Origin of the sequence: Bacillus oleivorans, assembly GCF_900207585.1 — a bacterium.
Classification (GTDB): domain Bacteria; phylum Bacillota; class Bacilli; order Bacillales; family JC228; genus Bacillus_BF; species Bacillus_BF oleivorans.
In genome coordinates this window covers 1-15,330 of record NZ_OAOP01000011.1, presented here as the reverse complement: position 1 = coordinate 15,330, position 15,330 = coordinate 1, and the positions used below count along the sequence as shown (strand labels likewise).

At 38.3% G+C, this 15,330-nt stretch carries 19 protein-coding genes; 16 read left to right on the top strand and 3 right to left on the bottom strand.

Translation table 11 applies throughout. The annotated features are described in order from the left end of the window. Nucleotides 1-123: 123 nt before the first annotated feature. From CRO56_RS19430 to CRO56_RS19395, 8 genes are all read left to right on the top strand, one after another. The gene (locus tag CRO56_RS19430) at nucleotides 124-384 is read left to right on the top strand and encodes a metal-sensitive transcriptional regulator (protein ID WP_097160293.1); all 261 of its coding nucleotides are present in this window, start codon (nucleotides 124-126) and stop codon (nucleotides 382-384) included. 81 nt (nucleotides 385-465) lie between these two features. Then, on the top strand, nucleotides 466-693 hold the full coding sequence (locus CRO56_RS19425; RefSeq protein ID WP_097160292.1) for a sulfurtransferase TusA family protein: 228 nt from the start codon (nucleotides 466-468) through the stop codon (nucleotides 691-693). A gap of 50 nt (nucleotides 694-743) precedes the next feature. Continuing rightward, nucleotides 744-1,097 carry a rhodanese-like domain-containing protein gene (locus CRO56_RS19420; protein ID WP_425427229.1) on the top strand — a complete coding sequence of 118 codons (354 nt, stop codon included), beginning with the start codon at nucleotides 744-746 and terminating at the stop codon, nucleotides 1,095-1,097. A gap of 15 nt (nucleotides 1,098-1,112) precedes the next feature. Further along, nucleotides 1,113-1,409, top strand: a complete 297-nt coding sequence (locus CRO56_RS19415; RefSeq protein WP_097160290.1) for a rhodanese-like domain-containing protein — start codon at nucleotides 1,113-1,115, stop codon at nucleotides 1,407-1,409. A gap of 42 nt (nucleotides 1,410-1,451) precedes the next feature. Further along, nucleotides 1,452-2,033 (top strand): sulfurtransferase TusA family protein, encoded by a 582-nt coding sequence (locus CRO56_RS19410; protein ID WP_097160289.1) that lies wholly within the window; start codon nucleotides 1,452-1,454, stop codon nucleotides 2,031-2,033. A 15-nt stretch (nucleotides 2,034-2,048) separates the two neighbouring features. Then, nucleotides 2,049-2,444 carry a DsrE/DsrF/DrsH-like family protein gene (locus tag CRO56_RS19405; protein WP_097160288.1) on the top strand — a complete coding sequence of 132 codons (396 nt, stop codon included), beginning with the start codon at nucleotides 2,049-2,051 and terminating at the stop codon, nucleotides 2,442-2,444. A gap of 42 nt (nucleotides 2,445-2,486) precedes the next feature. Then, nucleotides 2,487-3,614: an MBL fold metallo-hydrolase gene (locus CRO56_RS19400; protein WP_097160287.1), complete on the top strand. Its 1,128-nt coding sequence runs from the start codon at nucleotides 2,487-2,489 to the stop codon at nucleotides 3,612-3,614. A gap of 73 nt (nucleotides 3,615-3,687) precedes the next feature. After that, complete coding sequence (locus tag CRO56_RS19395) at nucleotides 3,688-4,464, top strand: sulfite exporter TauE/SafE family protein (RefSeq protein ID WP_097160286.1); 777 nt, start codon at nucleotides 3,688-3,690, stop codon at nucleotides 4,462-4,464. Between the two features lie 43 nt (nucleotides 4,465-4,507). Here CRO56_RS19395 and CRO56_RS19390 read toward each other — a convergent pair whose 3' ends face one another. Next, entirely contained in the window at nucleotides 4,508-4,897 is a 390-nt protein-coding gene (locus CRO56_RS19390; protein WP_097160285.1) for a DUF302 domain-containing protein, read from the bottom strand. A 183-nt stretch (nucleotides 4,898-5,080) separates the two neighbouring features. Between CRO56_RS19390 and CRO56_RS19385 the strand changes: the two genes are divergently transcribed. From CRO56_RS19385 to CRO56_RS23535, 7 genes are all read left to right on the top strand, one after another. After that, nucleotides 5,081-5,680: a class I SAM-dependent methyltransferase gene (locus CRO56_RS19385; protein WP_097160284.1), complete on the top strand. Its 600-nt coding sequence runs from the start codon at nucleotides 5,081-5,083 to the stop codon at nucleotides 5,678-5,680. 322 nt (nucleotides 5,681-6,002) lie between these two features. Continuing rightward, nucleotides 6,003-7,436, top strand: coding sequence for a bifunctional metallophosphatase/5'-nucleotidase (locus CRO56_RS19380; protein ID WP_245856014.1), 1,434 nt, complete (start codon nucleotides 6,003-6,005; stop codon nucleotides 7,434-7,436). Nucleotides 7,437-8,204: 768 nt separating this feature from the next. Next, nucleotides 8,205-8,456 (top strand): glutaredoxin family protein, encoded by a 252-nt coding sequence (locus CRO56_RS19375; RefSeq protein ID WP_097160283.1) that lies wholly within the window; start codon nucleotides 8,205-8,207, stop codon nucleotides 8,454-8,456. A gap of 318 nt (nucleotides 8,457-8,774) precedes the next feature. Next, nucleotides 8,775-9,110, top strand: a complete 336-nt coding sequence (locus CRO56_RS19370) for a thioredoxin family protein (protein ID WP_097160282.1) — start codon at nucleotides 8,775-8,777, stop codon at nucleotides 9,108-9,110. 622 nt (nucleotides 9,111-9,732) lie between these two features. Further along, complete coding sequence (locus CRO56_RS19365; RefSeq protein WP_097160281.1) at nucleotides 9,733-9,927, top strand: XtrA/YqaO family protein; 195 nt, start codon at nucleotides 9,733-9,735, stop codon at nucleotides 9,925-9,927. Next, nucleotides 9,927-10,475, top strand: coding sequence for a hypothetical protein (locus tag CRO56_RS19360; protein WP_097160280.1), 549 nt, complete (start codon nucleotides 9,927-9,929; stop codon nucleotides 10,473-10,475). The genes CRO56_RS19365 and CRO56_RS19360 overlap by 1 nt, the downstream gene beginning before the upstream one ends. 213 nt (nucleotides 10,476-10,688) lie before the next feature. Then, entirely contained in the window at nucleotides 10,689-10,982 is a 294-nt protein-coding gene (locus CRO56_RS23535) for a type II toxin-antitoxin system PemK/MazF family toxin (RefSeq protein WP_342745903.1), read from the top strand. Nucleotides 10,983-11,762: 780 nt separating this feature from the next. On the opposite strand, the gene CRO56_RS19345 is transcribed toward CRO56_RS23535, so the two are convergent. Continuing rightward, a complete protein-coding gene (locus tag CRO56_RS19345; RefSeq protein ID WP_097160278.1) occupies nucleotides 11,763-12,914 on the bottom strand; it encodes a M20/M25/M40 family metallo-hydrolase in 1,152 nt (383 codons plus the stop codon). Nucleotides 12,915-12,937: 23 nt separating this feature from the next. After that, nucleotides 12,938-14,140, bottom strand: coding sequence for a sodium/glutamate symporter (gene gltS, locus CRO56_RS19340; RefSeq protein WP_097160277.1), 1,203 nt, complete (start codon nucleotides 14,138-14,140; stop codon nucleotides 12,938-12,940). 148 nt (nucleotides 14,141-14,288) lie between these two features. On the opposite strand from gltS, the gene CRO56_RS19335 reads away from it, so the two are divergent. After that, on the top strand, nucleotides 14,289-15,116 hold the full coding sequence (locus CRO56_RS19335) for a LysR family transcriptional regulator (RefSeq protein ID WP_179714368.1): 828 nt from the start codon (nucleotides 14,289-14,291) through the stop codon (nucleotides 15,114-15,116). Nucleotides 15,117-15,330: the final 214 nt, after the last annotated feature.

The following is a 15,330-nucleotide window of genomic DNA, read 5'->3' as shown; positions in this document are numbered from 1 at the left end:
GATCAACCCCAATATTCAATGTTCTAAAGAGATGGGGTGTGATTACTCAACCTCTCTTGACGTTATACCCTCGTGGGTATATAATGTGGATTATAGGATAGAGTAAATGGAGAGGTGACAACATTGGAATATAATGATCAAATGAAAAACCGTATTAAACGAATGGAAGGCCAATTACGTGGTATTTTAAAAATGATGGAAGAGAACAAAGATTGCAAAGACGTAGTAACCCAGCTATCGGCAGTTCGTTCCGCTGTAGATCGTACAGTGGGAGTGATTGTAAGTTCAAACCTGGTCGAGTGTGTGATGAAAGCTGAAGAAAACGGGTTAAACAAAGATGACTATATTAAAGAAGCAGTAAATCTGTTAGTTAAGAGTAGATAAAAACAGGAGTGTTGACATTCCTTTTTTTATCGTCTAATATACCCATAGGGGTATTAAAATAAAACTTAGGAGGAATGGAAAATGGAAGTTACAAAAACGTTGGATGCAAAAGGATTAGCTTGCCCTATGCCGATTGTAAAAACTAAAAAGGCAATGGACGGCATGAATTCTGGTGAAGTTCTTGAAGTGCTTGCTACAGACAAAGGTGCGCTTAACGATTTGACTGCTTGGGCTAAGTCCGGAGGTCATGAATTATTGAGCCATGAAGAGAACGATGGTGTTTTAAAGTTCCACATTAAAAAAGCATAATTTTTTTTGACTAAAATATACCCTGTAGGGTAAAAAGGGGGGTGATTTTCATGGAATATACAGTCATTGGGGTCGTGGTAATTCTGGTTGCGCTTCGCTTTATGCCGTCGAAAGGTGTCAAGCAGATTACAACAGAAGAACTAAAGAATGTACTAACGGATAAAAACAAGCAATTCATTGATGTCCGAACTCAAGGGGAATATAAAGCGAACCATATCCGTGAGTTCGAGAATATCCCACTTAACCAGCTGCCACAAAAAACAGAATCCCTTTCTAAAGAGAAGGAAGTGGTTGTCATTTGCCAAAGCGGTATGAGAAGCAGCCAGGCAAGTAAACAATTGAAGAAGTCCGGATTTAAATCAGTAACAAATGTCCGTGGTGGAATGAGCGCCTGGAGATCATAAAAGGAGGAAGTCAGGATGAAGGAAATTACACCAAAAGAGGTAGAAAACCTATTAATACAAGGAAAAGAATTGAATATCATTGATGTACGTGAAGTGGAAGAAGTTGCTGCAGGTAAAATTCCTGGAGCGGTTAACATCCCATTAGGATTAGTTGAATTCCGTATGAGCGAATTGGAAAAAACAAAAGAGTACATCATGGTTTGCCGTTCCGGCGGCCGGAGTGGTCGTGCTACACAATTCCTTGAAGGCCAAGGCTACAATGTAACGAATATGACTGGCGGAATGCTTGAATGGGAAGGCGAAACGGAATAATCTACTCAGCTAATTTCAACCTTAAGTGAAGGAGGAGAAAATATGAATTCTATTGATGCAAACGAAATATTGGATGTAAAAGGATTGGCATGCCCAATGCCGATCGTGAAAACGAAAAAAGCCATTACTAATCTTCCTGAAGGTCATGTATTAGAAATTCAGGCAACTGATAAAGGTTCAACGGCAGATTTAAGAGCATGGGCTGAAAACTCTGGTCACCATTATATTGGAACTATAGAAGAAGGACACCTGCTCAAGCATTATATCCGGAAATCTGCAAACGAAGAACTGAGCGAAAAGAAACATCCGAATGTAATTAGCAATGATGATCTTCTATCCAAACTGGGTGAGGATGGCCAATACACGATCATTGACGTTCGAGAAGAAGCGGAGTATGCATTCAACCATATTCCGAATGCAATCTCCATCCCATTGGGTGATTTGGAAAACCGGTTGGAAGAGTTAAATAAAGAACATGAAATCTACGTGGTATGCCGTACCGGGAATCGTAGTGACTTAGCAGCACAAAAGCTCGCTGAAAAAGGCTACGGCAAAGTATACAATGTGGTACCTGGCATGTCCGAATGGACAGGCGAAATGAACAATAAAAACGAAAGCAATTAATAGGAGGAATTTAAAATGGGTAAAAAAGTAGCGATTATTGCAAGTAACGGTGGAATGTTTGATGCATACAAGGTATTCAATATTGCAACTGCTGCAGCAGCAACAGACATGGAAGTAAAAATCTTTTTCACATTTGAAGGTCTGAATTTAATTCACAAACAAGCAAGCCATCAGCTTCCAATGCCAGCTGGTAGAGAGCATTTGGCAGAAGGATTTGCGAAAGCGAACGTTCCGGCAATTCCTGAATTGATTGAAATGGCACAAGACTTGGGCGTTACATTTATCGGCTGTCAAATGACAATAGATGTTATGGGACTTGAAAAAGATGCATTTGTTGATGGAGTTGAAGTAGGCGGAGCTGTGACATTCCTTGACTTCGCGAAGAATGCAGACGTGTCATTGACGTTCTAAGGAAATTTTTAAAAATAAAAATATACCCAAGGGGGTAATAATATGACGATTAAATCTTGGAGTTCAGAAGTGGTTGCACAAAAAATCTTTAACAAAGAAGAGCTGTTCATCTTGGATGTTCGTAACCAAACCGAATTCTCAGATTGGAAAATTGAAGGAGAGAATATTGTCCATTTGAACATCCCTTACTTCGATCTTCTTGATGGAGTAGAGGAAATCATGGATCAGCTTCCCTCTAACAAGGATATATTAGTTGTTTGTGCGAAGGAGGGTTCTTCAGTGATGATTGCTGAGATGCTTTCAGATGCAGGTTTGGATGTTGCTTACTTAAAAGGCGGCATGAAAGCATGGAGCGAACACTTGGAGCCTGTTAAAATCAGCGATTTGAAAGACGGCGGAGAACTGTACCAGTTCGTCCGTATTGGAAAAGGCTGTCTATCCTATATGGTTGTATCTAATGGTGAGGCGGCATTAATCGATACGACTCGTATGACGGATGTATATATTGATTTTGCAAAGAGAATTAACGCAAAAATTGTTCATGTATTTGATACCCATCTTCACGCCGACCATATTTCTGGTGGAAGAATCATTGCAGAACAAACGGGGGCAACGTATTGGCTTCCACCAAAGGATGCGGAAGAAGTGACATTCGAGTATCGTCCTTTGAATGACGGGGATTCTGTGACGATTGGGTCAAGTAAAATTGACATTAGTGCGCTTTATACTCCTGGTCATACAATCGGGTCTACTTCATTCATTGTAGATAATCAGTATTTGATGACCGGTGATATCTTGTTTATTGACTCAATTGGTCGCCCTGATTTGGCTGGAATGGCCGAAGACTGGGTTGGGGATTTGCGTAATAGTCTTTATAACAAATATCGGGAGTTGTCAGGAGAGCTTGTTGTTCTTCCTGCTCACTTCATGATTATAGAAGAATTAAATGATGATGGCAGTGTTGCCGCTAAATTGGGAAATCTATTCAAGGAAAACCATGGGCTACAAATTGAAGACGAATCTGAATTCCGTAAGCTGGTTACAGAAAACTTGCCGCCCCAGCCAAACGCGTATCAAGAAATTCGACAAACAAACATGGGGAAAATTTCTCCTGATGAAGAAAAGCAACGTGAGATGGAAATTGGACCAAACCGTTGTGCTGTAAGGTAAGTCATCATTGAAATGGGACCGTATAAGGTCCCATTCTACTTTTAAACAAAAATGAAGAAGGGGGAGGTCCTCGATGGATTTAACATTCCTTGTCGTTATATTCCTGATTGGTTTTATCGGTTCCTTCATTTCCGGCATGGTCGGTGTGGGCGGTTCCATCATTAAATATCCTATGCTGTTATATGTTCCTCCACTTTTCGGTATAGCTGCATTTACTGCCCATGAAGTCTCCGGAATAAGTGCTATTCAAGTGCTATTTGCCTCAATCGCGGGAGTATGGGCATATCGAAAAGGTGGATACTTGAATAAGTCGCTGATCATCTATATGGGAGTTGCCATCTTAATCGGTAGCTTAATCGGAAGCTTTGGTTCAAAAGCGTTACCGGAAGACGGAGTAAACCTTGTGTATGGGATATTGGCATTGATAGCAGCAGTTATGATGTTCATTCCTAAAAAGCAGATTGACGACAAACCTTTGAATGAAGTCACATTCAACAAACCGCTGGCAGCGATATTAGCCCTGATTGTAGGGGTTGGATCGGGAATCGTAGGAGCCGCAGGAGGTTTCCTCTTAGTACCGATCATGCTTGTAGTTTTAAAAATCCCTACACGGATGACGATCGCTACAAGCTTAGCCGTGACTTTCATTTCTTCCATTGGGGGAACTGCTGGTAAAATAATGACTGGACAAATCGAATACGGTCCTGCAATCATCATGATAATTGCAAGTATTATTGCGGCCCCACTTGGTGCTAAAGCGGGAAGCAAAATGGACACAAAAATACTGCAGGGAGTATTAGCAGTCCTGATTTTAGGCACAGCCATCAAAACTTGGCTGGATATTTTATAATTAGAGTAAAGCAGGCTCTAGATATGAAATCTGGAGCCTTAAATTATATACTCTGATCCAAAACACCAATAAGGGTTTTTTCGATTTCAGATGCAATTTGTTTTAATTCATCATTATCTAACATGCTGACGAGTGCAGACGGTTTGGGTAAACCGATAGCTGTTTCCCCGTCACTTTCATATACAGCAATTTTACACGGCAGGAAGTAACCGACTATTGGATCAACACTCAACACTTTAGCAGCTTCGACAGGATTGCAGACCTCAAGTATGTGAAAGGGTCTTGTAAAGCTGTCCACGCCTTTTTCATTTAGCTTTGCAGTAAGGTCTAAATGCCAAAGGACACCAAACTTATTACTTTTTAAATTTTCCTCTAAGGAAGAAAAGGTTTCTTGAATCGATTTTGAAGTTTTTACTGTGTAATGAAATTCCATTAGTTTTTCACTCCCTTTCACATTAAGTATTTACTTTTAAAGTCGGGAGCAAACATTAAAATGTTCATAAACAGGGTAAGATGATGATATCTGCCAGTTTTGACATCAGTAATTTGAGTTTATTATTCATATAATTCTTATGAAGATAGCGTCGAACCTAAGAAAAATGAAAGGGTGACAAAATTGAACCATTGGAACACGCGTTTTGAAAAAGAACAGTATGTATACGGTAAAAATCCAAATGTATTTTTAGAGGACGTACACAAAAAATTGAATCCAACAGGCACAGCATTGGCCATTGCAGAAGGAGAGGGGAGAAATGCTGTGTTTTTAGCTGAACAGGGTATGGAAGTCACTTCTTGGGATTACGCTGAGTCCGGGTTAGCTAAAACAGAACATCTTGCAAAAGAAAAAGGCGTAGCTCTTTCAACGGAACTTATAGACTTGAACAATGCAAACTGGAGTAAAAACAAATGGGATGAGATTGTATGTATTTTTGGCCATTTTCCTGAAGAACTTCGAAAGAAAACTCTTTTGGGAGTAAAGGAAGCGGTTAAGCCTGGGGGGTTCTATATCACCGAGGTTTATTCCCATTATCAACTACCGTATGAAAGTGGTGGTCCGAAAGATGTAAATCTTTTATATAAACCGGAAGAGTTTTTAGAAACCTTCTCAGATTGGAAAATCATTCACTTTTTTATGGGTGAGGTTGTGCGCCATGAAGGAGAACTGCATAATGGGTTGTCCCATGTCATACAATTTGTCGGTCAAAAATCGCAATAGAAAAAAGGGAGATTGTTTGCAACCTCCCTTCTGAATTATTAATTATTCTGTTGGTACTATCACATATGTTTCATCAATACCTACATTTATAACTTTGATTACACCTATTTCCTAAGTTGTTTTCTGATTCAGTACTTAAAGAGCTGTTAGAGAATTCTTTTGCTTTTTTGTGCTCTATGTATTTCTGCTTCCGCTGTATCTGGAAGAAAGAAGCATAATTGTAGTCTACTTTCTTCCAGATAAATTAAATGGATAAATGTTTAGGATCGAAAAGACTACCGGGTATATGTGTATAAATAGCGGAATAATCAGGAGGGATACCGTGGCAAAAACGTTAACTATTTTTCAGCAAAATGACTCGCATGGCTGTTTAGATATGCATGATGAGTTTTATTGGCAAGGAAGTAAACCGGTGCTAAGAAAAGCAGGTGGTTTAGCGAGAATCAACCAATACGTGAAAAACGTAAAGAGGCAACAAAACAATGTCTTATTCTTCGACAGCGGCGATTTGTTTCACGGGACGCTGCCACTACTTAAAAGCCAAGGGGAAGCACTAATCCCTATCTTAAAAAAGATGGAAATAGATGGATTTGTTCCGGGCAATTGGGATTTTGCTTATGGAAAAGAGCAGCTGAAAAAATTGACTAGTGAACTGCCTTTCCCTACGCTTGCATGCAATGTTCGTGATAATGATACAAAAAAGCCATTTTTCATTCCTTATAGGGAATTCCAAATGGAAGGGATGGATGTTGGTGTCATAGGGTTGACATATGGTTATGAAGAGCAGACTATGCCGGATCACTTTACTAAAGGATTGTCCTTCACACTTGGAATAGAAGAAGTAAGCCATATTGTCCAGACGCTCCGAGGACAAGTAGACCTTATTATTGTTGTAAGTCACTTAGGGTTGCCCTTGGATGTAAAGATGGCATCCATTGTTAAAGGGATTGATGTCATTCTTTCGGGACATAGTCACGACCGGATAACACGCCCCATCATCGCAGATGGTACTATTGTCGTTCAGGCAGGGTCGAACTCTGCATTTTTGGGGCGGTTGGATATCTCATTGGAGAGTGGCAACATATCCCACTTTGAGTATCGGCTGATCGATATCCATGAAGGTTTGCAGGAGGACCCGGATGTGAAAGATTTAGTTAAATCTGCTGTTGAACCGTTCAATGAGGAAATAAATCATTTAGTTGGTAAAACGAATACCCTCCTTCATCGTATGACCTTAGAGCAGTCACCGATGGACAAGCTCATTACAGATGCTTACTTGCATTCTTATGATTGTGATATCGCCTTTTCCCATGGTTGGAGGTATGGTCCGCCAATTGCAGCCGGCCCACTGTCCATGTACGACTTAAACAGCATCATACCAACAAACCCGAATTTGTTTACACTTGAAGTCGAGGGGTACGCACTGCGTGATATAATGGAGACAAATTTAGAAATGGTTTTTGCAGCGGATCCGTTCGAGCAGAAAGGCGGCTATATTTTACGCTCTTCAGGGCTTGCCATGACATACAAGCCGTATAATCCCAGGGGTCAACGAATCCAAACTTTGTATGTTGGTGGAAAAGAACTTGATAATCATGCAACGTACAAAGTGGTAGGGGGAGGAGGTCAATTATTGAAGGGAAGCGAGAAATCCAAAACGTACTATGACGATCGTGCTATCGACGTTATTTGTTCATTCCTAAAAGATAAAGGCTCTTTCGAATTAAATGATAACAACCAAATCATTAGTGTATAAAATAGGTTTCCTGTTTTTGAGATTTTGCTTTGGTACCCCAAAGAAGCATATAAATAACAGATTAGCCAATTGTGTTTAATCAAATGATAGAATTTTGATTAAACTCCGTCTTATCCTTCCACAAAGTAGAGCGTATTTAGGAGGGGTTTCACTCTTCTCCCAGCACAAAGTGGTGTAAACCGTCGATCACTAAATGTTTATTGATAGAAAATTCCTTTTTGGAGGATTACCATCATATCGGAAGAACAAGAGTCCTCTGGATGATGCTGAGTGTCAAGTTGACCCATCATCAAACAGAGGACTACTTTATGAGTTCTAAAAGGTATGAAAAGCTAAATCAAGATACGGAAAAACACTAATTGCCGGTATCGATATCGCCAAAAGTACTCATTATCCTTGTTTCTTAGGTGAATATGGCAGTTTCCTTAAGAAGGCTTTTACCTTTTTTCAATTAAAAGAAGAATTTGAAGCATTTCACAAATTCTCTTTACAAGACTTGGAGATTCCTCTCACGATGCTTCTACTACCATTCGGACCTCAAGTATTACTCGATAGATACTTGATATTAATTTCCACAGTCTAATCGTTAAACAAGTACAGCAAAGAATTAGAACGAAAACTAACAGCGGGAGCAAAATAAATATCGTAGATGTTAGAGAAGATAACATTATTTGTATTGGCAGGAGTAAATAAATACAATCTATAAGCAGTCCATTATTATTAGTTACTGATTATTTTAGAATAAATATTAGAAATAGAGGCTCAAGAATGAATAAAAATATAACACTATACACCACCACGATGTGTCCGATATGTGGTATGGTTAGAGATTTTTTAACCAAAATGAATATAGAATATAAAGAAATTAATGTAGATTTTAATCCAATAGAAATGATAAAACTTATAACGAAGACGAGAAGATTCTCTGTTCCTCAAACAAATATTAATGGTGAATGGGTTTTCGGATTTGATCCGGTTCGCATCATAGAGGTGCTGAATGCTAAGACCGAGGCTAATTAGCTCAAAAGGTATAATGCTTATTTTTTAATCTTAATAATACCTCTACGGGTAATTGATCATAATGTAAATGATAAGGTAATATTAAGGGCCCTTCTGGAGTGATGCAATTATTAATCACTGAAATACAGTGATAAGGAACTGTCATGTTTACAGAAAAGTAGTAAATGAGATTCGATGGATTTGCTTTAGCACAAAATTAACTATAAATTATGTTGATTGTATAGTAGAGTTAAATATTAATTTTATCTCATTATATTTAATTAATCTCTTATTTAAAGGAATGGCTAAACTAATACTTTTCAGAAAGGCGGAAAAAGGATGAGGACATTCGAAGAATTGCAAACAATCGAAGCTGTTGACAGTTTTATCACCAGCCATGTATTATCCTTTGTTTACATTTCCCGTACAGGTTGCAGTGTTTGTCATGCCCTTTTGCCGCAGGTCGGGGAATTGATGGAAAAGTTTCCGGAAATTCGTCTCGCTCATGTCAATTCGGCAGAAGTAGAGGAGGTTGCAGAACGATTCACCGTTTTTTCAGTCCCAGCTTTGCTTCTATTTGTAGAAGGGAAAGAATATTTACGGGAAGCACGTGCTGTCCACATGAGTCTATTTGAAGAGAAGCTGCAGAAGATCTATGAGGGTTATATGAATTGAAGGCTGTTTCCAAAAGTTTGGGGTAAAGCCTTCAATAATATACTTTATTATATGTATTCTTTTATTTGTATGGTTTAGATGTATTAATCAAACTTTTTTCTGAAAATCAGCATGAGACATCTTTCTAACCCTTACCCGTTTCCCCTTAAATTCTTCGGTTTTCGGGGTATAGAACGCCTTTTTTTGTGGAATACTTAAACTAAAGGGGAAGCATTCCTGTAATAAGTTTGTGAACAAATGTACTTAAACTATAGGGTGCTTTAATTAAATAAGACTTAATGAAGGAAATTCAAATATTTTTTACTCTGAGCGCTTTTCTATGGCATTTGAATGCTATTTACCTTGTTAAGGATTAAAAGAAATCCTTTACATAACAAGGGGGTTATAGAAGGTGGTAAGTTGGTGGCAATCTGGTGGCAAAACCAAGTTTATTGCCACCAACTACATCTGTTAGAATCTTATACACCCACAAATAGAGCCTATTATATCAATAATTTAAGACATAAACTGTTATAATCGGATCCGTATCATTACCTTGACAGGGTGGGGGTCGGAGGTTCGAGCCTTCTCGGGATTATTAGTACAGGTCCTTGGTATACTAGTCATATCAAGGGCTTTTTCTATGGTTAAAAGATCTATAAACTCTAATACTATGAAACTAGAAAATGATATAATGGAACAAAAAGGAAGCTTTGCCATTGTTGTTTGTGACGGAAAGGCGAGGTTTACACTCTTACCTAATCATGGTGAGACAAAGATAATTACTCATCAAGGAAAGGTGAAAAGGGTGAAGTTTGACGAGGGGGAAGAATTTTAGTGTCCGAAGTAATCATTGATTTAGTAAAATCATTTGAAGGTATAATCGGGGCAGTATTAGGATCAGTAATCACCTTGATAACTACTCATTTTCTTAAAAAAGCAGGGACAATTACATCAAATATTATAGGAGTAGAATATGATTTTAGGAATTATCAAATAAATGGTCAAGGTAAAGCAGTAGAAACAGTAGAAATGGCAGATCATGCGTCAATAGAAATAAATATCGATTTCTTTAATAATTCAGAGTCGTATAAATCAATAAATGATCTAAGAGTAAGTCTATACGATGACAATAAGCAAAAAATTTTTGAAGTAGTACCCAATGATGAAGATACAAGGAGAAGAACATCTTATGGGTCTACCAGTGATAAATTAGAGTATCTTAATATTAGCCCTGGAGAATTAGTTAAAAAAACACTAAGCTTTGGTTTTCATAGTGGCAATATTGAACTTTTAAAAATTACTGAAGTAATAAGGTTTACTTATTCAATACAAAAAAATAAAGCCAGCAAAAAGAAAAAAATTAGTCACAACATTATTTTTTAAAATTGTTCTACCAGTCAACTGGAGGACACTAAATGAACGGTTTATACCGTCATTTAGTGTCTTTTTTATTTATCTACTGAGGGGTTGATCATGTTGAGACTCTTCTATATGAAAACAAACAGTCATTAAGGTTAGCTAAACAGCTGCAGAAAAAAGCAAAAGAAAGTCCCAACTACGATTTAATCGATGTAAAAATCATCAACAACATGGTCAGTGAGCTTGAATTTGTTGTTGTGTGGTTGGAAACATAGAAAATTTGAATTTGGTTCTGTTTGGAAAATAGACGATAGGGATGTAACAATTCCTCAGGTTGATAAGTTAGGAAAAAGAAAAGAGCATGAAGAGCGGTGGGTAGTAGTGATCTCTAACAATAGGGAGAATTACCACCAACTTTGTCCAATTGTAACAGTTGCTCCATTATCCCATAGAACTGACCTCAAGAAACCATTTGATTTAGGATTACACCCTAAAAACGAAATGTGGCCCTCCCTTGTTTATTACAGCTGAAATTAAGTCGTGGTAATTTACAGGAAAATATCTCCTATTGTCGAAATGAAATATCGAGGGGTTTTTTATTGCCATTCTGCAGAAGAAATCGTTAGATTATAAGTGGATTATTACAACAGTGTTCTTCCTTCTTCAATAGCACTTTCGACCTCTTCATCTATATCTTTCCCTCTATTACAAACTTTTTTCATCATATCTAATCCTCCTTTGGTGATTTTAACAAGTTGTCCACTTGGAACGGCTATTTGGAATTTCTAAAATTTATTTTTCGTATTACTATTCAATGAATTGGATGATAAATGATATTCAAATCACGAGGAAAATATGTTAAGGGGAAAGTGACATGTGAATGTTTATGAGTCCGATGCAACCAGTCGGTAGTGGCATTTTAAGTGGCATTAGAATTGAGAGCCTTTTAAACAGGCGGGCATTTGATTTTAGTCAAGTAGATGCGTTACCAATCCATAACATAGCAATTAATTTAGTTTTATTGACAGTTATTACTCTTTTTATTGTTACGGTTTTTGTAATACTGTTTAGAGCAATCAAATTACCTAGTTCGGTATTTAATTCGATTGTTGGCTTTTTAACAGTGATTGTTCTTTGGATCATTATATTTATTAGATAAATATAATCTGTTGAACGGAATGTAAATTACAGGGAAATCTCTCCATTTTGTTGAACTCAGTAGGAGAAGGGAAGCCATTAGTAGTTTTGTTTGTGTGGATCCTGTACCCGGAACATTTAAAGAGAAGTGCCACAGACACTTCTCTTTAAATATTACTTTGCTGTTTTATACCATTCTTCGATTAGGCCAATTGTATATTGAGCGGTATTGTTTAAGTTTTCGATGCTGATGTGCTCATTAAAGGTATGGATGTTTCGAAAGCCGTTGCCGAGCGTGATGCAGGTAAGACCGTTTTCGTTAAGAACATTTGTATCGGCTCCACCTAATGTCTTCGTCGTATGCCCTTCAACTCCAATAGTTTCAGCTGCTCGTATGGCTGTTTGCGTCAAAATCGAGTCTAAAGGCTCATTGAACCCCAGATATTTTTTTTCAAAATGTACATCAGCGGTGCCGCCGTGTTTTGCAGCAGATGTCTCCACTTCTAGCTTCATCTGATTCAGCTGTCTCTTTAACCCTTCTTCACTAATGGAACGAACTTCTCCTACCAGCCGAACTTCCCCTGGAATAATCGAGGTCAACTTACCGCCTTCTATGATACCAATATTAGCTAGCGTCTCAGAGTCAATTTTACCTAGATTCATATTTTTTAGCGCATCAGACGCGATAAGAAATGCATTGATTCCTTCTTCAGGATTGAGCCCAATATGTGATGATTTTCCACGAATATCAAAATATATCCGGCTGCTAAAAGGACCCTGCAGAATAATCTGGCCGACATCCCCACTGCTGTCAAAAATATACCCCTTTTGGGTTTTGACAAGTGAATAATCTAAATGGGCCGCGCCGACAAGTCCTGGCTGTTCATTTACTGTTAAAATCAATTCAATCGGGCCGCAGTCCATCTTTGTCTCCTGGATTGTTTGGATGGCCTCGAGATAGGCAGCCAAAGCTGCCCGATCATCTGCTCCTAAGATAGTGGTACCGTCTGAATAAATAACTCCGTCCCTAATCACTGGATTCAACCCTTCCGTTGGAAGAACTGTATCCATATGGGTGGAGAAAAATAGCGGTACAGCATTTTGATTTGTTCCTTCCCAGTAGGCAATCAGATTCCCGCAATTCCCGCCGAACTGTTCATGAGCCTGATCAAACTGAATTTGAAAGCCTAGTTCTTTTAATCTTGGAACTAGGAAGTCCGCCATCGGTTTCTCAAAACCGCTCGGTGCATTTATTTTTGCAAGCTCTAAAAAACTGTTAAGTAAACGTTCTTGATTAATTTTTGGAAGTGTGTGTTTTGTGGTCATTTCATTCAGTCCTTTCAAAAAATTTAACTAAAGAAGTTGATAAAACCTACGATAATCGGTATATATAAAGCATCTACTAAAAAGGCTCCTACGATCGGAATGATGAGAAAGGCCTTTTTGGATGGGCCATACTTCTTTGTAACTGCGTCCATATTTGCAATTGCGTTTGGTGTAGCTCCAAGTCCGTGTCCGGCTAAACCGCCAACCATGATAGCAGCGTCGAAATTTTTCCCTAACAGGCGGAAAGCAACAAAGATTGTTAATAAAATCATCGCTACTACCTGCACGACGATAATCGCAAAAATTGGTAGCGCCAGATCCACGATTTCCCAAAGCTGAATGCTCATTAACGCCATTGAAAGGAAAATCCCTAGCGAAACATCGCCGATAATATTCGTCGTCTTAAGGTTAAAATGAGGCATTTTAAACGCTTCCATAAGATTCCGTACAATAATCGCTACAAACATGGCTCCAACATAACCCGGGAGGGCGAAGCCGGTTAACTTTGAAAAATAAGTACCCAACAAAACTCCTAAACTCATACAAAGTGTGATTAAAAAAACTTGTGTGATAAAGGTGCTGGAGGTAAGATTGCTTTCTTCTTTGAACGCTTTTTCCAGCTCCTCGAGTTCTTTCCCGTTGTCGGTTTCAATCGGTTTTAAGTTATATTTAGTAATCAGATATTTTGATACGGGACCTCCGACTAAACCACCGGCGATAAGGCCTAATGTAGCGGCTGCCATACCAACTGTAATCGCTGAATCAACGCCAAGGTCTTCAATTGTTTTTCCAAATGCCGCAGCACCGCCGTGCCCGCCTTCCATAGAAACGGCACCAGCCATGACTCCTAGTAGTGGATGAATCCCGAGGAGCTGTGCAAGTGAAACGCCAATTGTATTTTGCAAAAATGCGAGAAATCCACAAATCAGCCAATAAATAACAAGTAATTTTCCACCTTTTTTGACGAGCGAAAAACTCGCTCCTAACCCAACTGTTGTAAAAAAAGCTAGCATAAACATGGATTGCAGGGATGTATCCATCTTTATTTCCACGAGATTAAGACCTTTTAAAATAGTGACGATAATAGCAAATAGGAAACCTCCTACAACAGGTGCTGGGATACAAAACCTGTTAAGAAAACCAATTTTCCTTGTTAAGTACGAGCCGGCCAATAGCAGGGCCACGGCTAAAAATAACGTATTTACCTGATCTAAACTGATATTCATAGCATTACCCCTTTCGGTATTATTTGAATTCCCGAATCATTTAGAATATTTTGCTTTATAGTACGATCATAAAGGTTTATACTTATAATGTATAATATATAAATTTTATAAATTTATAGCTTTAAACTATAAATACGGAGGGATGATGGTGGATATTCGGCAATTGCATTATTTTGAAAAGGTTGCTAGAAACATGAAAATGACGAAGGCAGCCGAAGAGTTACATATCTCACAGCCCTCGTTAACCAATGTGATTAAGGCAATGGAGCGTGAATTTGGGTTTACGTTGTTTGATCGTAGCACTAGAAGTATGGCCCTTACAGAATCAGGACAAATCTTATACAATCATGCTCAGAAAATTTTGCATCACTTCGATATTTTTTTAAAGGATATGGAAGAGATTAAACAAGTGGGCAAAGGGGAAATCACAATCAACATTATAGAATCCTCTCGTAACTGGATTCCCCTCGTGATATTGGCCTTCCAGAAGAAGTACCCGGAGATTAAATTCAATTTGAAAAACGTTGTCCGTGCGAAAGATGTAGAAGAAGCTTTAATCAACTACGATATTCATTTTGCACTGGTTACGCATCATATTGAGAATAATGGCTTAGCATGTTTTCCTATTTTTTCAGAAGATATTGTATTGTTAACCTCAAAGGTGCATCCATTTAGCCATTTACAATCCATAGACCTTACGGAATTAAGAAACCAAAATTTTATTAACTATGAATCTGGCTTTCAAATACAAAAGGATTTCATAGATGCTTGCAAATCTGCTAATTTTGAACCAAAGGGTACTTATGAGGTGGGAGATTTAGAAACGGCTTGCAGTCTAGTTAAAAGAGGTTTAGGCGTGACCATCATCCCAGAAAGTTATGTGAAATATTCCATGCAAAATGAAGCAAACCTTTCGACTGTAAAATTAAAAAACCCCTCCCCTAAAAGAACTGTCTACATCGGCCTCAATGCGTAACGATATTTAACTCCGGCGTGCCATGACTTCATGCACTACATCAAAGACTTCTTTATTACCGAACAGTGACAGGTAACCCCGAGGGTTCTCCTGAAACAATTCAAAAGCTACCCTAACTTTGAACTGCACCCCAATTGTTAGACACACAACTAACAATTGGAGGTGCAGTTTTTATATGTCTAAATTTAACATAGAGGAAAAAATAGAAGCAGTT